Genomic DNA, 18262 nt, shown 5'->3' with positions numbered 1-18262 from the left:
GGGCAAGGTCGGCGAACCGACGCAGCGCAGTGGCCGCCAGGAAGCCTACGAGAACCTGATCAACCAGTATCTGCTGCGTTGATGCGGTGTGCGCCGCCGCTCTGCCACCGTCAGCGCTTGTTGGCGCGTGCGGCGGTCGGTGCGGCGACCGAATCGCGCTCGACCAGCTGATGGGCGAATACATGATCGTGATGGCCAGCAGACTCGCATTCCTTACTGCGCAGACGGCGCAGCAGCAGATCGATTGCGGCGTCGGCCATTGCCGCGATCGGCTGGCGGACGGTGGTCAGTTCCGGCCACACGGTGGTCGCGGCAGAGGTGTCGTCGAAACCGACCACCGACAGATCGCGCGGCACTTCCAACCCGCGCCGGTGCGCCACCGACACGGCGGCGGCGGCCATATCGTCGTTGCTGGCGACAATCGCCGTCGGTGGCGCGCGCCGCGCCAACAATTTTTCCGCCGCCTCCAATCCGGAGCGATACGTGAAATCGCCTTGTTGCAACAACGCCTTGTCCAGCCGCAGGCCGGCCACCCGCAGCGCCGCCTGGAACCCATCGAAGCGGCGCGCGCTGGCCGACAGATTGGGATGACCGGCGATGTAGCCGATCCGCGAGTGACCGTGCGCGATCAGATGCGCGGTGATGTCCTGGCTGGCGCGGAACTCGTCGATGTGCACGCTGGGCATGGCCTCGCTGAAACGCCCGGATGCGATCGCGACCATCGGCACCTTGGCCCGCAACAGTTCGCGCACCGCCGCTTCCGATTCGCACAATGGCGGCGGCAGGATCACCCCGGACACACCTTTGGCCAGCTTGCGCACGGCCTTGCGTTCGGCGTCCGCACCGAGATCCTCCCAGTAGTCGATGATCAATTGGATCGAGGTGCGCGAGGCGGCACGCAGGACACCCACCAGCAAATCGCCCAGGTAGGCACCGCTGGGATTGCTGTAGATCAGCGCGACCCGCGTGTTCTGCGCCGCGGCCAATGCGCTGGCCGCCAGATTCGGCGTGTAGCCGAGCTTGTCCACCGCCCGCATGACCTGCGTGCGGGTGCTGTCGCGCACATTACCTTGTCCATTGATGACCCGCGACACGGTCATCGGCGAGACCTTGGCGAGGGCGGCGACCTCGTCGATGGTCACGGCGTGGCTCTTGCGCCGGACCGCTTTCCTGACCTTCTCCACGATGGGCCTCTTGGTTGCTGTGCAAGCATTGGGCGAGGGCGGGGCTGTCCTGGGTCAACCCAGTGTCTTGGCATCCCGTGTCACGGGATGGATCCGGACACGCGCGATGTCCGCATGGTACCGGGAAGCGACCGACGCGAGGATGTGCGCCGCCTCCTGCGGCATCGGCAGTGGAACGCGCACGCATGAGCGGCGCCGCCGCGCCGCGTCGGCGATGGTATCGGCATTGGGGATGGCTGTGCCTGGCCTTGCTGCTGCCGATGAGCACGCTGCGGGCCGAGGACGGCTACGCCTTGTGGCTGCGCTACCCTGCACTGGCCCAGGCCCAGGCGGCACCCTGGCGTGCGCATGCCACGGAGCTGATCGCCAACGCCGATACGCCGTTGCAGCAGGCCGCACGCGCGGAACTGCAGCGTGGTTTGGCCGGAATGCTCGGTGCCGCGCCGCCGTTGGCCACCACGGTGCACCGCGCCGGTGCGCTGGTCCTTGGCACGGCGACCGCGCCGGCGATCGCGCGGCTGCGGCTGGATACACGCGGCCTGGGCGAAGAGGGATATCTGATCCGCAGCGTGGTGATCGATGGTCGCCCGGCCACCGTGTTGGTTGGCGGCGGCGAGCGTGGCGTGTTGTATGCGGCTTTCGGCTTTCTGCGTCTATTGCAGACCGGGCAGGCGCCGACACCGCTGCATCTGCGCGATGCGCCACGGGTGCAACTGCGCATGCTCGATCATTGGGACAATCTGGATGGTTTCGTCGAGCGCGGTTATGCCGGCGCCTCGCTCTGGAACTGGCGCGCGCTTCCCGAACATGTGGACCCGCGCTACACCGATTACGCGCGCGCCAACGCTTCGGTGGGGATCAACGGCGCGGTATTGAACAACGTCAACGCCAGCGCAATCAGCCTCACCGCGCCGTATCTGGACAAGGCCGCGGCGCTGGCCGCGGTGCTGCGCCGCTATGGCATCCGTCTCTATTTGAGCGCACGTTTCAGTGCCCCGATCGAGATCGGCGGGCTGACCACCGCCGATCCGCTGAATCCAGCGGTGCGACGCTGGTGGCGCGCCGAGGCCGATGCGATCTATGCACGGATTCCCGATTTCGGCGGATTTCTGGTCAAGGCCAATTCCGAGGGGCAACCCGGACCGCAGGACTACGGGCGCAGCCATGCCGACGGCGCCAACATGTTGGCCGACGCATTGGCACCGCATGGTGGCGTGGTGATATGGCGCGCTTTCGTCTACGCGCACCCGCACGCGCACCCAGGCGACCGCGCCAAACAGGCCTATAACGAGTTCGTGCCGCTGGACGGCAAATTCCGCGACAACGTGCTGCTGCAGGTGAAAAACGGCCCGATCGACTTTCAGCCGCGCGAGCCCTTCCATCCTGTCTTCGGCGCGATGCCGCGCACGCCGCTGATGCTGGAATTCCAGATCACCAAGGAGTACTTGGGCTTCGCCACGCACCTGGCGTACCTGGGCACGCTTTACCAGGAAACCCTGCAAGCCGATACGCGACGCGGCAAGCGTGCGACGGTGGCGCGGATCGTGGAGGGTGCACTGGACCGGCATACGCGCAGCGGCATCGCCGGCGTGGCCAACATCGGCGCCGACCGCAACTGGTGCGGGTCGATCTTCGATCAAGCCAACTGGTACGCGTTCGGACGGCTGGCCTGGAATCCACAAGGCAATGCGCGTTCCATCGCCGAAGAATGGGTCCGCATGAGCTTCGGCAACGATCCGGCCCTGGTCGCGCCGGTGGTCGACATGATGATGGCCTCGCGCGAAGCGGTGGTGGACTACATGACGCCGCTCGGTCTGCATCACCTGATGGGCCGTGGTCACCACTACGGACCGGCGCCGTGGGATGCCGGCAGCGCACGCGCGGATTGGGACCCGGTGTACTACCACCGCGCCGATCGCAACGGCATCGGCTTCGACCGCAGCGCGACCGGCAGCGATGCGGTGGCGCAGTACGCGCCGCCCTTGGCGCGCCGCTTCAGCGATGTGCGCCGCGTACCGGAACGGTACCTGCTGTGGTTCCACCATGTGTCGTGGGATCACCGCATGCACTCCGGTCGGTCGCTGTGGGAGGAATTGATCGCCCACTACGACCACGGCGTGGCCGAGGTGGCGCGGATGCGTGCGACCTGGGCGGGGCTGGCGCCATACGTGGATGCGCAACGCTATCGTCAGGTCGCCGATTTCCTGGTGATCCAGCAACGCGAAGCGCAGTGGTGGCGCGATGCCAGCATCGCCTACTGGCAACAGGTATCCGGGCGCGCGCTGCCGCCAGGTGTCGTCCCGCCGGCACATCCGCTGGCGTATTACCAATCGCTATCGTTTCCAAACGCGCCGGGGAATCCCAAATGACGCTGCACCGTGACGCTCTACAAACTGCGCGCTGCCTGCTGTTGGCGGCGCTATGCGCGCCTGCGTTCGCCCAGGCCGAGAAAACCGCGCAGACCTCGCAAGCCCCCTTGTTGCATGCATTGTTCCAGGACCACGCCGTGCTGCAGCGCGATGCGCCGATCCGGGTCTGGGGTGAAGCCACGGCCGGCGAAACCGTCACCGTGGAACTTGCGCAACAACACGTGCAGACGCGTGCCGACCGGCAGGGCCACTGGCAGGCGCAGTTGCCGGCGTTGCCGGCGGGCGGGCCGTATACCTTGCAGGCCAGCACCGCGCATGGCCGCACCCAGCGCGCCGACGATGTATTGATCGGCGACGTGTGGCTATGCTCGGGCCAATCGAACATGGAACTGCCGGTGCAGCGCACGCTGGATACGCGCAATGAGATCGCCGATGCCAAGCAGCCGACAATCCGCATGTTCAAGGTGCCGGCACAGTCCAGTGCGGTACCGCAAGCGCAATTCGGCGGCGCGAGCGCATGGCAGCCGACCACGCCGGAGACCGTCGGCGCGTTTTCCGCGGCCTGTTATTACTTCGCACGCGAGCTGCGCAAGCGCGTGGACGTGCCGATGGGGCTGATCAATGCGTCCTGGGGTGGTTCGCAGATACAGGCATGGATCGGCGATGCCGCGCTGCGCAAGGTGGACGGCAACGCGCCGGCGCTGGACGTGTTGGCACGCTATGCCAAGGATCCGCAGCAGGCCGCGCCGCGTTGGGGAAGCCTGTGGGAAACATGGTGGCGTGCGCATGGCATCGGCGCGCCGTGGCAGCCCGGCGACACCGGTACGGACTGGCGCGACGCACCGACCACGCTTGGCGCCTGGGACGACTGGGGCGTGCCGCAGTTGGTCAATTTCATCGGCATGGTCTGGTACCGCACGACGGTGACCCTGAGTGCCGCACAGGCGGCGCAGCAAGCCACGTTGGTGCTGGGGCCGGTGGACGAACTCGACCAGACCTGGGTCAACGGCCAGGCGATCGGCAGCAGCTACGGCGCCGATGAGCCACGCCGTTATCCACTGCCGCGCGGCGTGCTGCACGCGGGCCAGAACACCGTGGTGCTCAACGTCTACAACAGCTATCGGCGCGGCGGCCTGCTCGGTGGACCGTTTGCGCAACTATTGGAAATGGGCGACGGCAGCCGCGTGGCGTTGGGGAAACAGTGGCAATACAGCATCGTGCCGCCGCGCCTTGGCACGCCTCCGCGCGCACCGTGGTCCTCGGCGGCGGGCCTGACCACGCTATACAACGGCATGATCGTGCCGCTGGGTCGGGTCGGGCTGCGTGGTGTGTTGTGGTACCAGGGCGAATCCAATACCAGCGATGCGGCGCACTATCCTGCGTTGCTGGATGCTTGGCAACGCGATTGGCGTCAGCGCTTCGGCGCGGCGCTGCCGTTGTTGGTGGTGCAACTGGCCAACTACGGTGCGCCGCCCGTGCGCCCAGGCGAAAGCGGCTGGGCGCAACTGCGCGAGGCGCAACGGCGTTTCGTCGCCGGCGATCCGCATGCCGGGCTGGCGGTGACGATCGACATCGGCAACCGTTACGACATCCATCCGGCGAACAAGCAGGAACTCGGGCGGCGGCTGGCACGCGCGGCGCGGCACCTGATCTATGGCGAGACACTGCCACAGTCGGGCCCCATCCCGCGCCGCGTGCAGCGCGAGGGACAGGCGCTACGCATCGATTTCGACGATGTCGATGGCGCCTTGGAGACCTACAGCAGCGATGCGCCGATCGGCTTCGAGCTGTGCGGCGCCGCCGCCGACAGTTGCCACTACGCGCAGGCCGAATTGCAAGCGCACAGCGTGCGTCTGCCGCTGCCCGCCGGCACCGTGCCGGTGCGCGTACGCTACTGCTGGGCCGATAGTCCGGTGTGTACCTTGTTCGACCATGCCGGGTTGCCGGCGGGTCCGTTCGAACTTCCCGTCCCGTCCGTGGCCAGTGCGGCCACGGCGCTTTCCGCGAGTACCCCCCGATGACCCAGATCTCCGCACGTGCTTCTTCCCCCCAAGGTTCCGCCCACGACCGCGAGATCGTGGAGGCACGGGTCATCGTCACCTGTCCGGGGCGCAACTTCGTCACCCTCAAGATCGTCACCCGCAGCGGCGTCTACGGCCTGGGCGACGCCACGCTCAATGGCCGCGAACTAGCCGTGGCGTCCTACCTGCAGGATCACGTGGTGCCGAACCTGATCGGCCGCGATGCCGGCCGTATCGAGGACCTGTGGCAGTTTCTCTATCGCGGTGCGTATTGGCGGCGCGGGCCGGTGACCATGACCGCCATCGCCGCGGTGGACGTGGCGTTGTGGGACATTCTCGGCAAGATGGCCGGCATGCCGCTGTACCAGCTGCTGGGCGGGCGCTCGCGCGAGGGAGCGCTGGTCTACGGCCACGCCAATGGCCGCGACATCGCCGAGACCAGCGAGGAGGTCGGGCGATTCCGCGAACTCGGCTTCATCGCCATCCGCGCGCAATGCGGCGTGCCCGGGGTCAAAAAAGCGTATGGCATCTCCAGCGGCGGCAAACCCTACGAACCGGCCGAGAGCGAATTGCCGGCCGAGACGCTGTGGTCGACGCCGCGCTATCTGAGCCTGGTGCCGGCACTGTTCGAGCGGCTGCGCTCCGACCACGGCGAGGACGTCCAACTGTTGCACGACGCGCATCACCGCCTGACCCCGATCGAAGCGGCACGGTTGGCCCGCGATCTGGAGCCTTACCGGCTGTTTTGGCTAGAGGACGCCACACCTGCGGAAAACCAGCGCGCGTTCGAGTTGATCCGCCAGCATTCGGTGACGCCGCTGGCGGTGGGCGAAGTGTTCAATTCCATCTGGGACTGCAAGCACCTGATCGAACAACAATTGATCGACTACATCCGCACCACCCTCGTGCATGCCGGCGGTATCACCCATGTGCGGCGCCTGGCCGATTTCGCCGCGCTACATCAGGTGCGCACCGGCTTCCATGGCGCCACCGACCTGTCGCCAGTGTGCATGGGCGCGGCGCTGCACTTCGATACCTGGGTGCCCAATTTCGGTATCCAGGAATACATGTTCCATTCCGACGAGGCCAACGCCGTGTTTCCGCACGACTACCGCTTCCACGCCGGACGCCTGCACTGTGGCGAAACCCCAGGGCATGGCGTAGACATCGACGAAGCCTTGGCCGCACGTTATCCCTACGCACCGAAACAACTGCCGATCGCGCGGCTGGAAGACGGTGCGATGTGGGACTGGTGAACGCCACGCGCCCGTTGCTTGCGCTGCGCATGGCCCTGCTGTGCAGCGTCACCCTGCTCGCCGCCCTGTCCGCGGCGGCGGCCACGCCGACAGTCGCCTTCGACTGGTTCGCCTACCACGGCGACGATGCGGTGTTCGACGCGCCGTTGCCGCCCAGCCACTACCGCAATCCGGTGCTGGCCGGGTTTTATCCCGATCCCAGCGTCACCCGTGTCGGCGCGCATTACTACCTGGTCAATTCCAGCTTCGCCTATTTCCCGGCGATTCCCGTGTTCGAGAGCCGCGATCTGGTGCATTGGCGGCAGATCGGCAACGTCGTCGAACGGGCCGAACAGCTGGATTTCGATGGCCTGGACGTCTCGCGCGGCATGTTCGCTGCAAGCATCGCCCAGCATCGGGGTCACTTCTACGTGGTCGGTACCGCGGTGGACAGCGGCGGCAACTTCATCGCCACGGCCGACGATCCGGCCGGGCCATGGTCGTCGCTGCACTGGTTGCCGGACATCGATGGCATCGATCCATCGCTGTTCTTCGACGAGGACGGCAGCGCCTACCTGCTCAACAACGGCCCGCCCGTGGGAACACCGCGCTACGCCGGCCATCGTGCGATCTGGATGCAACGCTTCGACCTGACCCGCATGCAGCCGGTCGGGCCACGCCGGGTGCTGGTCGATGGCGGCGCCGATCCGGCCAGCAAACCGATCTGGATCGAAGGCCCGCATCTGTACAAGCACGATGGCTGGTATGTGCTGTCCTGTGCCGAAGGCGGTACCGCTGCGCAGCATTCGCAGGTGGCCTTGCGCAGCCGCACGCTGTGGGGACCGTACCAGCCAGCGCCGCACAACCCGATCCTGACCCAGCGCGACCTGCCGGCCGGGCGGGCGCATCCGGTCAGCAACGCCGGCCATGCCGACTTGGTCGAAGGGCCGGATGGGCGCTGGTGGGCCGTGTTCCTGGCCAGCCGGCCATATGCGCAGAACCGCTACAACACCGGCCGCGAAACCTTCCTGCTGCCAGTGACATGGCAGGACGGTTGGCCGTCGATCCTGCCCGCCGGGCAGCCGATTCCCTATGTCGTACCGGGCCTGGCAGCGTTGGATGACGCACATGCCGCCGACATCGCGCCACTGAGCGGCAACTTCGTCTGGCGCGACGATTTCGATGCCCCGCAGCGCAATCGGCGCTGGCTGCTGCTGCGCACGCCCAAGCGCGCATGGCTGGATCTACGCACACGTCCCGGTTGGCTGACCTTGCAGCCGGACACGCAAGGGCTGGAGGGCAGCGGCAATCCCGCCTTTCTCGCCTATCGCCAACAACACACGCGCTTCGAAGCCAGCGTGGCACTACAACTGCCGACGCCGCCTAGCGTGGTCGCCGGTCTGGCCGCGTTCCAGAATGCCAATGCCTGGTACGTGCTCGGTGTGCATCGCAACGGCGGCAGCATCGAGGCGTTCGTCGAGAAACGCGACGGCAAGCGCAGCCACGTGCTCGCACGCACCACGCTCCACGCCAAGGGCGTGCTGCGGTTGAAAATCGCCGGCGACGGCGGTCGCTACTCCTTCGCTATCGCCAGCGAAGGGCAGGATTGGCGCTGGCTACGCCGCAACGACGATGCCGCCATGCTCAGCACCGCGCTGGCTGGCGGTTTCGTCGGCACCATGCTCGGGCCCTACGCCCGCCGCGAACCCGATCGCCCCACGGAGCACTGACCATGCACAGCAACGACTCCCACCGCGCATTACGCACCGTCTTGGCGACCAGCGTACTGCTGGCGCTCGCACCGGCAGCCAGCATCGCAGCGCCACCGCCCTACCTGGACAGCCAGCGCACTTTCGCCCAGCGCGCCGACGATCTGGTCGCACGGATGACACTGGAAGAAAAAGTCGCGCAGATGCAAAACGCCGCACCAGCGATTCCGCGCCTGGGCGTGCCTGCCTACGACTGGTGGAACGAAGGCCTGCATGGCGTGGCCCGTGCCGGTGGCGCCACCGTGTTTCCGCAGGCGATCGGCCTGGCGGCGACATTCGACTTGCCGTTGATGCACGAGGTGTCCACCGCGATCAGCGACGAGGCGCGCGCCAAGCATCACGAGGCGCTGCGTCGTGGCGAACATGGGCGCTACCAGGGCCTGACGTTCTGGTCGCCAAACATCAACATCTTCCGCGATCCGCGCTGGGGACGCGGCCAGGAGACCTACGGCGAGGACCCGTTTCTCACCGCGCGCATGGGCGTGACCTTCGTGCAGGGCATGCAGGGCGAAGGCGCGGATGCGCCGAAGAACGCGCAGGGCGAGACCTACCGCAAGCTCGACGCCACCGCCAAACACTTCGCCGTGCACAGCGGCCCGGAATCCGAACGTCACCACTTCGACGCACGCCCCTCGCAACGCGATCTGTACGAAACCTACTTGCCCGCCTTCGAAGCGTTGGTCAAGGAAGGCAAGGTGGACGCGGTGATGGGCGCCTACAACCGCCTCTACGGCGAATCGGCCAGCGCCAGCAAGTTCCTGTTGCGCGACGTGCTGCGCGAACGCTGGGGTTTCCAAGGCTATGTCGTCTCCGACTGCTGGGCCATCGTGGACATCTGGAAGAACCACAAGATCGTCGCCACCCGCGAGCAGGCCGCCGCGCTGGCGGTCAAGAACGGCACGCAACTGGAATGCGGCCAGGAATACGCCACCTTGCCCGCGGCGGTGCAGCAAGGTCTGATCGGCGAAACCGACATCGACGCGGCGCTGCGCACGCTGATGACCGCGCGCATGCGGCTGGGCATGTTCGATCCGCCGGGACAACTGCGCTGGGCGCAGCTTCCCATCTCGGTCAACCAATCGCCCGAACACGACGCCCTGGCCAGACGCACCGCGCGCGAATCGCTGGTGCTGCTGAAGAACGATGGCCTGCTGCCATTGTCGCGCGCCAAGCACAAACGCATCGCGGTGATCGGCCCCACCGCCGACGACACCATGGCATTGCTCGGCAACTACTACGGCACGCCCGCCACGCCAGTGACCATCTTGCAGGGCATTCGCGCTGCCGCACCCGATGCCGACGTTCTGTACGCACGCGGCGCCGACCTGGTGGAAGGACGCAGCGATCCGGCCGCCACACCGCTGATTGAAGCGCAATATCTGCGTCCCTCCAGCGATTCGGCCGAACGCGGCCTGCGCGGCGAATATTTCCGCAACCCCGATCTGTCCGGTACCCCGACCCTGGTGCGGGTGGACCCGCAGATCGGTTTCCGCTGGGACCGCGGCTCGCCCACCGACACCCTGCTCGCGCGTGGCGAAGTCGGTCCGCAGCAGACGCTGCCGACGAACAATTTCAGCATCCGCTGGACCGGGAAGCTGGTGCCCCCGGTCAGCGGCACCTATCACTTGGAAACCGCCGCCGACGATGGCGTGCGCCTGTTCCTGGACGGCAAGCGCCTGATCGACCGCTGGACCCCCAGCGACCGCCTGCAAAGCGACGGCGTGGACGTGCAACTGCAAGCCGGCCATGTCTACGACCTGCGCCTGGACTACTACGAAGCCGAGCACGACGCCGCGGTGCGCCTGGCCTGGCGGGTGCCCGGGGCCAAACCGCCATTGCAGGAAGCGCTGGACACGGCACGCCGCGCCGACGTGGTGGTGTTCGTCGGCGGCCTCACCGGCGACGTGGAAGGCGAGGAGATGAAGGTCAACTATCCCGGCTTCGCTGGCGGCGACCGTACCGACCTGCGCCTGCCCAAGCCGCAGCGCGAGCTGCTGCAAGCGCTATCGGCGACCGGCAAGCCGGTGGTGGCGGTGTTGACCACTGGCTCGGCGCTGGCCATCGACTGGGCGCAGGAACATGTGCCGGCGATCCTGCTGGCCTGGTATCCCGGCCAGCGCGGCGGCAGCGCCGTGGCCGACGTGCTGTTCGGCGATACCAACCCCGGTGGCCGGTTGCCGGTGACCTTCTACAAGGCCAGCGAGACCTTGCCCGCCTTCGACGACTATGCGATGCGTGGCCGCACCTACCGCTACTTCGCCGGCACCCCGCTGTATCCGTTCGGGCATGGCCTGTCGTACACCCAGTTCGCCTATTCCGACCTGCGCCTGGATCATCGCAAGGTCGCGGCCGATGGTCAGCTGAGCGCCACGCTGAAGGTGACCAACACCGGCACCCGCGCCGGCGACGAGGTGGTGCAGCTGTATCTGCATCCGTTGGCGCCGACACGCGCGCGCGCGATCAAGGAACTGCGCGGCTTCCAGCGCATCGCCCTGGCGCCGGGCGAGAGCCGCGACGTGCACTTCACCATTTCGCCGCAGACCGATCTACGCATTTACGACGAGGCGCAAAAACACTATGTCGTCGATCCGGGCGACTACGAACTGCAAGTCGGCGCTTCCAGCGCGGACGTGCGCGTGCGCGAACGCTTCAGCGTGCAACCCACCTCCGCGAGCGCGTCATCGCCACACCCGCATCCACACCGCTGACCGCGATCGCGCGATAGCGAACACGCTACCGTTCGCCATCGCGCCCTGCGCCACCTGGATTTCCCGTGACCACTCCAATGCTCCCACGTCTCGGCAGCGCCGCGCTCCACACGCTGCCGCCCGCCATCACACGCCCAAGCTACGCATTGGACCGCGTGCGCATCGGCATCGTCCATCTCGGCGCAGGCGCGTTCCATCGCGCGCATCAGGCCGTCTACCTCGATGACCTGCTGGCCAGCGAACCGGATTGGGCGATCAGCGCCGTCTCCCTGCACAACCCGCAGGTGCGCGATGCACTCTGTGCGCAGGACGGTCTGTACACACTTGCCCTGCTCGACGCACAACCCGAACTGCGCGTGATCGGCGCCATCCGCGAAGTGTTGTGCGCACAAGACCAGCAAGCTGCCGTCCTCGCACGCTTGACCGACCCGGCGGTACGCCTGGTCACGCTGACCGTCACCGAAAAAGGCTACTGCCTGGGCGGCGAGCATCTCGACCTCGCGCATCCGGACATCGCGCACGACCTCGCCGCCCCGCATGCGCCGCGCAGCGCCATCGGGTATCTCGTCGCCGGCTTGCGTCAACGCTGGCGTCTGCGCTTGGCGCCCTACACCGTGCTCAGCTGCGACAACCTGCCCGACAACGGCGGCAAACTGCGCCGCGCTGTCTTGCGTTTCGCGCACCACATCGACCCGGCATTGGCTGCCTGGATCGAGGCCGAAGCCAGCTTCCCGCGCTCGATGGTGGACAGTATCACCCCAGCCAGCGATGCCACCCTGCGCGAACGCATCGCCACTCAACTGGGCTACGACGACGCCTGGCCGATCCAGCGCGAACGCTACAGCCAGTGGGTGATCGAAGACCGCTTTTGCAGCGGTCGCCCGGCCTTCGAACGGGTCGGGGTGACCCTGAGCGAAGACATCGGCGGTTTTGATCGCGCCAAACTGCGCCTGCTCAACGGTCCGCACTCGGCGCTGGCCTACCTCGGTACGTTGCTCGCCTTGGAAACCGTCGCCGATGCCATGTGCGACACGCCATTGGCCACCTTCATCGAAACGCTGATGCGCGAGGACATCGCTCCCACGCTACCAGCGCTGTCCGGCTTCGATCCGCAGCGTTATATCGACGCCATCCTGACGCGTTTCCGCAACCCCGCCATCGCGCACAAACTTGCGCAAATCGCCTGGGACGGATCGCAGAAACTGCCGGTGCGCCTGCTCTGCACCCTCGCCGATGCGCTAGCTGCAGGCCATCGCATCGACCGCCTGTGTCTACCGCTGGCGGCATGGATGCACTTCGTGCGGCACCAAGCGCATCGCGATGTGCCGCTGATCGATCCGCTACAGGAAACGCTACGGGAAATAGGCCGTGCCGCCAGCAGCGATGCCGTGCAGGACGTGGATGCTTTCCTCACCCTGGATACGGTGTTTGCACCGCTGTCGAAGGATCGACACTTCGTTGCGACGCTACAACGTGCGTATGCGTCGTTAGGCGACGGAAGTGCAGCAGAAACGCGAGAAACTCTCGTGCTGATGTTGAGCCACGCCGTTATTTCGGGGTGTCCGTGCTCGACCTAGGCTCCGGCGAGACGAGTGCGCCAGGGCTTCTTCGATAAGTTCCGCTGAGCCAGCAGCGAAAAATCGCAGGAGAGTGGCTTCCCCTCGCTCCTGCGATCACATCAGCAAGTGAACGCTGCCGCGCCTGATTGTCGCGGCAGCGCCGCAGAGTGCCGCGACGCAATGATGCCGCTGGCTTACTTCACAGCAGAACAAGCGCAGAGATTTCAGCCAACGTCCACATGCGGACGCATGCAGGTTTTCTGCAAAACTTTCCGGACCTTACTGGCCGGAATTGTTGCTGCTACACGCCGGCGCCCGGTAGGTGTGGTAATCGGTCGGTACCCAGGATCCACCCGAACTGTTCGGCACCCACGCGTAGGTCCATGACTGGGCCTCGCCGCCGCCGCAGGTCGACACCGAAAAGGTCCCGCCTGGGACACCTGTGGACGGAAACGGTACCGGCGGCGGCGCAGCGACATCAATGGCGGCTTTGCCCTGTGCCACGATCACGTCAGTGTATTTCACCGTCACCGTTCCCAGGTTGCGAGGATTGCCTGCCATCTTTCCAGTGGGATCGGCGTGCAGCAGGAGCCACTGCTGGATTTGCCGGACTTCCTTCGATCCCGGCAGGTACGTGGCTTCTATGACCCTGGTCGTTGTCGTCGTGATCTTTTCAGGTTCAGCCTGTGCATTGGCGACCACATTGCCAGCGAGCACTGCCAGTGCAAAGAGGACAAACTTCAAATCACGTGGAAATTTCATCTTGACGCTTTCCTTGAAGAAGTTGTGTCGATCATGTCTATCCCGACACACAGATCCTATAAACACGCCCAACCACATGATGGTTCGTCTTGTAGACACTCTAAACCAACGGCAGCGTGTGCCGAAACACTCGCCATGCAAACGCCCGCCTGCAGCAGGCAGATGTCTGACGTGTTTTCAGACGCGCGGCAAAGGCAGGCCGCCGAATTCCTTGACCGTGCGCAGCACGAAACAGGAATTGACGTCGGCCACGCCAGCGGCGTCGTTGAGCAACTTGTCCAGCAGAAATGCGGAGAAATGCGCCAGATCACGGACGTAGACATGCAGCAGGTAGTCCATGTCGCCGGTCAGCGCATGGCAGGCGACCACTTCGTCCCAGCCCTGCACACTGTCGGCAAAGTGGGCGATGCCGCTTTGTCCGTGCTTTTCCAGCTGCACGCGGACGAAGGCCTGCAATCCCAGACCAATCGCCGACGGCGACAGACGCGCCACGTAGCCGGCGACGACACCCTCGGCCTCCAGCCGCTGCACCCGACGCAGACAGGCGGACGGCGACAGGTTCACCTGCGCGGCCAGTTCAGCATTGCTGGCACGTCCCTGACGCTGCAATAGCGTGAGCAGGCGCAGGTCGGTGCGGTCGAAGACGGCTGATTCGGTCATTTATTGCCCTGAAACATCGATTTTGTGCAATGATCTTGCGTGCGGTGATGAAATCCAGACAACTGCGCAAACCCATTGCGCCGCATCCAGCCTACCATCGTGGCATTCCCCTCCGGAGGGTCGGCCATGGACATCGCACCGCGTCGCGTCGAACACCAGCACACCGACAAGGGCTATGTGCCGGTGTACACCACTACGGTGGTCGCTCAACCCTGGGATCGCTACGATGCCGACGACCACGCCACCTGGGGCACGCTGTACCGGCGCCAGCGCGAATTGCTGGTCGGCCGCGCCTGCGACGCCTTCCTGCAAGCACAAGACACGATGGGCATGAGCCCGCAGGCGATCCCGAAGTTCGATCAGCTCAATACGGTGTTGGCCGCCACCACCGGCTGGACCCTGGTCGGGGTCGAGGGTTTACTGCCGGAACTGGATTTCTTCGACCACCTGGCCAACCGCCGTTTCCCGGTGACGTGGTGGATCCGCCGGCCCGGACAAATCGACTACATCGCCGAGCCAGACCTGTTCCACGATTTGTTCGGGCATGTGCCGCTGTTGATGAACCCGCTATTTGCCGACTACATGCAGGCCTATGGGCGCGGTGGAGTAAAAGCACATGCGATCGGCCCGCAAGCGCTGCAGCATCTCACCCGTTTGTACTGGTACACCGTGGAGTTCGGACTGATCGACACGCCTGCCGGCTTGCGCATCTACGGCGCTGGCATCGTGTCATCCAAGGGCGAGTCGCTGTATTCGCTGGAATCGGATGCACCCAATCGGATCGGCTTCGATCTACAGCGGATCATGCGCACGCGTTACCGCATCGATACCTATCAAAAAACCTATTTCGTCATCGACAGCTTCGCGCAACTCATGCAAGCAACCGCAGCGGATTTCACTCCGATCTACACAGCGCTGGCCGACCAAACGCATCTGCCGGCCGGGCAAGTGCAGCCGGACGATCGCGTACTTCAGCGCGGCAGTGGCAAAGACTGGGGCGACAGCGACGATGTGTAAGCGAATCCCGTGCCGATGTCCGCCGCAGGTTGCGGCACACCGACACGGGATTCATGTGTGTCAATCGGTACCGTACTTGGCGTTGTAAGGACCGTACAGCAAGCCACCCGGATATCCTGCGGACAGCAGACGTTGGCTGGCCATGTTGCCAACCTGATGGCTTTGATCGGTGGCCTGATTGATCACCTGGTTGATCGCCGCCGATACCAGGATGCCAAGCACGCCGCCGCCGCCGACTGAAACTTTCTTATTTTCATCGCTGGAGGCCGTTGCCTTTCCCTCCCACAGCACCGTCCCGGTACGCAGATCCACCAACTTGGCATTGGCCGCAACCGTCACCACGCTGTTGACCACCTGATAAACCGCACCGTATTTGTCGATGGTGATATACAGCGCCGCATCGGCGCCGAAGATCTGACGTAGCTTCTCCGGCGCCACCGCTTGCGCGTCATCGGCGATGGTGATGCCGTTTTGCTTGAATGTCTCATAGACCGGCGCCACCGGCATGACGTAATAACCAGCTTCGGCCAACGGCAGCGTGGTCACCGACAACACGCTCAGGCTGGCGTCGACATCCGGCGCATGGCTGACCGGCGGCAGGACCAGGATCGAGCGTGGTTTGCTGGCCTTGTATGCGCTGTAGTCGCGGGATTTCGGCTGCGTCGCGCACGCGCTCAACAACAGACCCAAGACGGCGACGCAGGCCACTTTTGCGATGTTCTTCATTGCGCGGTCCTCTCTTTGTGGCCGTTCTTCATTAGTAGATCGATGTAGGTGGTGGATTCCGGGTACTGCGCCTTCTCGGCCAGAAGATATTGTTGCGCCTTGGCGTCGTTGCCGGTCTCGGCATACAGCATGCCCAGATGCGCTTGCAGACCCGGCGGCGGCCTGCGATTGGCTGCCTTCATGACCTGCAGGTCTTTTTCCAGCGCCTGGATTTGTTGCTCCGGGCTACCGCCCTTGAAGTGGCTATAGACTTGGTCCTGATAGCTGCCCCATTGATAGAGCGATGCCGATTGGTGGGCGCAACCGACCAGGGTCAAGAGGGCGCAGACACCCAGCCAATGCAATACACGCGAGTTCGTCTTGTTCATTTTTGATGGTCCGTTGTAGGTCACTTGACCGGCTTCCATGCGCCGGAATCGATGGCCGCGGTGAGGCGATTGACGGCTTCGCGGATCGCTAGATCCAGCACTTTGCCGTTGAGGGTGGAGTCGTAGCTGGAGGTGCCGCCGAAGCCGACGATCTCGCGGTTGGACAACGAATACTCGCCGCCGCCCTGGACCGAATACACCACTTCGGAGGTGGTGCTATCGACCACATTCAAGCTGACCTTCGCATAGGCCTGCTGCTGCTTGCCACGGCCCATGATCCCGAACAACTGTGTGTCGCCGATTTCCTTGCGACCGAACTCGGTGACATCGCCGGTGATCACGTAATCGGCGCCCTTGAGCTGCTGCGCCTGCCGTTTGATGTCCGCCTCCTGCTTGATCTCGCCCATGTTGTCGCGATCGAGCACGCGGAAACGATTGGTCTGCTGCAGATCGGTAATGAGGATGGTCTTGGCTTGGCTGCCGAGACGATCCGCACCATCGGAAAACAAGCCGCGCATGAACGAGGAACGATTGTCGAACTTACCCACGGCGATCGGCGCGCGCGCACCAGAATAAGGAATGCTGGCGGCGGCTACGGTTTGTGGCGCGACACTCTGGTGGCTTTCGGTCGCGCAACTTGTAATTGCCAACCCAAGCACCACGAGGCTGGCCCCCTTGATTACAACAACTTTCATCAATTACCCCTTGTTGGTACAGCTACGAAAAACCGTTGGAACGCAGACACTGTCCTGCCTGTCGGCGCGGTGTGCAGCGCACAGAGCTATGCGCAATACGGTCGGCCACATCGACAGCGGGTTTGATACATCCCCATGACCTATCGCTCGCTCGGGCACACCCGTTCAACATCACAGGCCCCCGGCGCGCACCGCGCACCAGAAACGAAGGAAAAAGGACGGGGAAACAGGGCGATTGATGTCATTCCATAACTCTCCTGCATGACGCAGAGAAACACCTCTCCATGTGGACCCGCAAGTACAGCGGGAGTTTGCACATTATGTCGCATCGGCCGACTCAAGAAAAGCGCGCTGACGGCACACATGGTGCTCGCTCGCAATCGCAGCGGTAACTACCCACCAGACATTGCGCACTGATCTACGTCGCGTACACCGAACGAAGCTAGGCCAGAAGTTCTCTTAATTAGTACAGCGAACCGCTGCTAGAGGCCCAGATTGCTTTCGCTGATCATCCTTGCTTGTGTATCGCCCCTTTAAGTAATAGTCCCTGTGCCGCACAGAAAACAGCGCTGTGGGGTATGCCCGACAGTGCTGGCATCATAAAGGCAAAGTGTGCGGTTGACATGGTGACTTCGCGAAAAAGTCGACAGTTTCACACCTACAATCGACACGGCATCACGCCAGTGCCGTTTCCGCCTTGCTCAACACACCTGTGACGAAGGCACGGACTTTCGCATCCTGGAGATTGTCGAAAAAGCATTGCTGGAAACGCACTCCGCCAACCGCTTGCTTGACCAGCTCCGGTTCCAGCGCACGCAGACCATCCAGATAGAACGTGGCCATGGCACGTTTGACCACCTCAAAAGGGCAGGCGTTGGCGCTGCTGCTGGCAGCGCTCCAACAGATAACTCATGCCACGCGCGCCACTGAAAGCTTTCTCGAGTATGCGCTTATGCACGCTCTTACCGCGTCATCATGGCGGCTGTCACGGGAGAACGGAATTGCTGCGCCGCGAGGCGATACAATGTCACGCCGCCGCATATGGCCGGGTAGCATTGGCAATGAATACGGCGCTGCAAACGTCTTGCAATTCGGCAACAGCAACACAAAGGTCGTGCGTTGTCTTGCACCATGTGGCAAATAGCCTGCAACCGTGCTCCTGCAACGACTACTCCAGTCCATAACCCTA

The 18262-nt window shown here is 64.4% G+C and carries 14 protein-coding genes and 1 pseudogene; 8 read left to right on the top strand and 7 right to left on the bottom strand.

The genetic code is table 11. The annotated features are described in order from the left end of the window. Positions 1 to 82: hypothetical protein (locus XalbCFBP2523_RS17525; RefSeq protein WP_488175800.1), on the top strand; the 82-nt coding region annotated here is incomplete at its 5' end. 28 nt (positions 83 to 110) lie between these two features. On the opposite strand, the gene XalbCFBP2523_RS10010 is transcribed toward XalbCFBP2523_RS17525, so the two are convergent. Next, positions 111 to 1187, bottom strand: a complete 1077-nt coding sequence (locus XalbCFBP2523_RS10010) for a LacI family DNA-binding transcriptional regulator (protein WP_407070995.1) — start codon at positions 1185 to 1187, stop codon at positions 111 to 113. Positions 1188 to 1369: 182 nt separating this feature from the next. Between XalbCFBP2523_RS10010 and XalbCFBP2523_RS10005 the strand changes: the two genes are divergently transcribed. The 6 genes from XalbCFBP2523_RS10005 (at position 1370) to XalbCFBP2523_RS09980 (ending at position 12863) form a co-directional block, all read left to right on the top strand. Then, positions 1370 to 3553 (top strand): alpha-glucuronidase family glycosyl hydrolase, encoded by a 2184-nt coding sequence (locus XalbCFBP2523_RS10005; RefSeq protein ID WP_045765044.1) that lies wholly within the window; start codon positions 1370 to 1372, stop codon positions 3551 to 3553. Then, positions 3550 to 5574, top strand: coding sequence for a sialate O-acetylesterase (locus tag XalbCFBP2523_RS10000; protein WP_045765043.1), 2025 nt, complete (start codon positions 3550 to 3552; stop codon positions 5572 to 5574). Before XalbCFBP2523_RS10005 ends, XalbCFBP2523_RS10000 begins: the two co-directional genes overlap by 4 nt. Further along, complete coding sequence (gene manD, locus XalbCFBP2523_RS09995; RefSeq protein ID WP_045765042.1) at positions 5571 to 6830, top strand: D-mannonate dehydratase ManD; 1260 nt, start codon at positions 5571 to 5573, stop codon at positions 6828 to 6830. The genes XalbCFBP2523_RS10000 and manD overlap by 4 nt, the downstream gene beginning before the upstream one ends. Before the next feature lie 29 nt (positions 6831 to 6859). Continuing rightward, a complete protein-coding gene (locus XalbCFBP2523_RS09990) occupies positions 6860 to 8539 on the top strand; it encodes a glycoside hydrolase family 43 protein (RefSeq protein ID WP_045766577.1) in 1680 nt (559 codons plus the stop codon). Positions 8540 to 8541: 2 nt separating this feature from the next. Next, the gene (locus XalbCFBP2523_RS09985) at positions 8542 to 11286 is read left to right on the top strand and encodes a glycoside hydrolase family 3 C-terminal domain-containing protein (protein ID WP_045765041.1); all 2745 of its coding nucleotides are present in this window, start codon (positions 8542 to 8544) and stop codon (positions 11284 to 11286) included. A gap of 77 nt (positions 11287 to 11363) precedes the next feature. Next, the gene (locus tag XalbCFBP2523_RS09980; protein ID WP_045765040.1) at positions 11364 to 12863 is read left to right on the top strand and encodes a mannitol dehydrogenase family protein; all 1500 of its coding nucleotides are present in this window, start codon (positions 11364 to 11366) and stop codon (positions 12861 to 12863) included. Positions 12864 to 13124: 261 nt separating this feature from the next. Here XalbCFBP2523_RS09980 and XalbCFBP2523_RS09975 read toward each other — a convergent pair whose 3' ends face one another. Further along, positions 13125 to 13607, bottom strand: a complete 483-nt coding sequence (locus XalbCFBP2523_RS09975) for a hypothetical protein (protein WP_052687902.1) — start codon at positions 13605 to 13607, stop codon at positions 13125 to 13127. A 177-nt stretch (positions 13608 to 13784) separates the two neighbouring features. Beyond that, entirely contained in the window at positions 13785 to 14267 is a 483-nt protein-coding gene (locus tag XalbCFBP2523_RS09970; RefSeq protein ID WP_012914620.1) for an Lrp/AsnC family transcriptional regulator, read from the bottom strand. Between the two features lie 126 nt (positions 14268 to 14393). Between XalbCFBP2523_RS09970 and phhA the strand changes: the two genes are divergently transcribed. After that, the gene (gene phhA / locus XalbCFBP2523_RS09965) at positions 14394 to 15284 is read left to right on the top strand and encodes a phenylalanine 4-monooxygenase (protein ID WP_045765039.1); all 891 of its coding nucleotides are present in this window, start codon (positions 14394 to 14396) and stop codon (positions 15282 to 15284) included. A 60-nt stretch (positions 15285 to 15344) separates the two neighbouring features. On the opposite strand, the gene XalbCFBP2523_RS09960 is transcribed toward phhA, so the two are convergent. From XalbCFBP2523_RS09960 to XalbCFBP2523_RS09945, 4 genes and pseudogenes are all read right to left on the bottom strand, one after another. Next, a complete protein-coding gene (locus tag XalbCFBP2523_RS09960; RefSeq protein ID WP_012914618.1) occupies positions 15345 to 16010 on the bottom strand; it encodes a DUF799 domain-containing protein in 666 nt (221 codons plus the stop codon). Further along, positions 16007 to 16378, bottom strand: coding sequence for a DUF4810 domain-containing protein (locus XalbCFBP2523_RS09955; RefSeq protein WP_045757127.1), 372 nt, complete (start codon positions 16376 to 16378; stop codon positions 16007 to 16009). Before XalbCFBP2523_RS09955 ends, XalbCFBP2523_RS09960 begins: the two co-directional genes overlap by 4 nt. A 20-nt stretch (positions 16379 to 16398) precedes the next feature. After that, positions 16399 to 17073, bottom strand: coding sequence for a CsgG/HfaB family protein (locus XalbCFBP2523_RS09950; protein ID WP_045765038.1), 675 nt, complete (start codon positions 17071 to 17073; stop codon positions 16399 to 16401). A 675-nt stretch (positions 17074 to 17748) separates the two neighbouring features. Beyond that, a pseudogene (locus tag XalbCFBP2523_RS09945) lies at positions 17749 to 18019 on the bottom strand (RpiB/LacA/LacB family sugar-phosphate isomerase); the annotation flags it as partial. Positions 18020 to 18262: the final 243 nt, after the last annotated feature.

The sequence above is a fragment of the Xanthomonas albilineans genome, from assembly GCF_002939705.1.
Classification (GTDB): domain Bacteria; phylum Pseudomonadota; class Gammaproteobacteria; order Xanthomonadales; family Xanthomonadaceae; genus Xanthomonas_A; species Xanthomonas_A albilineans.
The sequence above is the reverse complement of the archived record's forward strand: the minus strand, read 5'-3'. Positions and strand labels throughout refer to the sequence as shown.

Bases quoted from the DNA above. Each gene is read 5' to 3' on its own strand.
- XalbCFBP2523_RS09970 (WP_012914620.1), bottom strand. From the start codon at position 14,267: ATGACCGAATCAGCCGTCTTCGACCGCACCGACCTGCGCCTGCTCACG.
- phhA (WP_045765039.1), top strand. From the start codon at position 14,394: ATGGACATCGCACCGCGTCGCGTCGAACACCAGCACACCGACAAGGGC.
- XalbCFBP2523_RS09950 (WP_045765038.1), bottom strand. From the start codon at position 17,073: ATGAAAGTTGTTGTAATCAAGGGGGCCAGCCTCGTGGTGCTTGGGTTG.
- XalbCFBP2523_RS09990 (WP_045766577.1), top strand. From the start codon at position 6,860: ATGGCCCTGCTGTGCAGCGTCACCCTGCTCGCCGCCCTGTCCGCGGCG.
- XalbCFBP2523_RS09980 (WP_045765040.1), top strand. From the start codon at position 11,364: ATGCTCCCACGTCTCGGCAGCGCCGCGCTCCACACGCTGCCGCCCGCC.
- XalbCFBP2523_RS09975 (WP_052687902.1), bottom strand. From the start codon at position 13,607: ATGAAATTTCCACGTGATTTGAAGTTTGTCCTCTTTGCACTGGCAGTG.
- XalbCFBP2523_RS10000 (WP_045765043.1), top strand. From the start codon at position 3,550: ATGACGCTGCACCGTGACGCTCTACAAACTGCGCGCTGCCTGCTGTTG.
- XalbCFBP2523_RS09960 (WP_012914618.1), bottom strand. From the start codon at position 16,010: ATGAAGAACATCGCAAAAGTGGCCTGCGTCGCCGTCTTGGGTCTGTTG.
- XalbCFBP2523_RS09955 (WP_045757127.1), bottom strand. From the start codon at position 16,378: ATGAACAAGACGAACTCGCGTGTATTGCATTGGCTGGGTGTCTGCGCC.
- XalbCFBP2523_RS09985 (WP_045765041.1), top strand. From the start codon at position 8,542: ATGCACAGCAACGACTCCCACCGCGCATTACGCACCGTCTTGGCGACC.
- XalbCFBP2523_RS10005 (WP_045765044.1), top strand. From the start codon at position 1,370: ATGAGCGGCGCCGCCGCGCCGCGTCGGCGATGGTATCGGCATTGGGGA.
- manD (WP_045765042.1), top strand. From the start codon at position 5,571: ATGACCCAGATCTCCGCACGTGCTTCTTCCCCCCAAGGTTCCGCCCAC.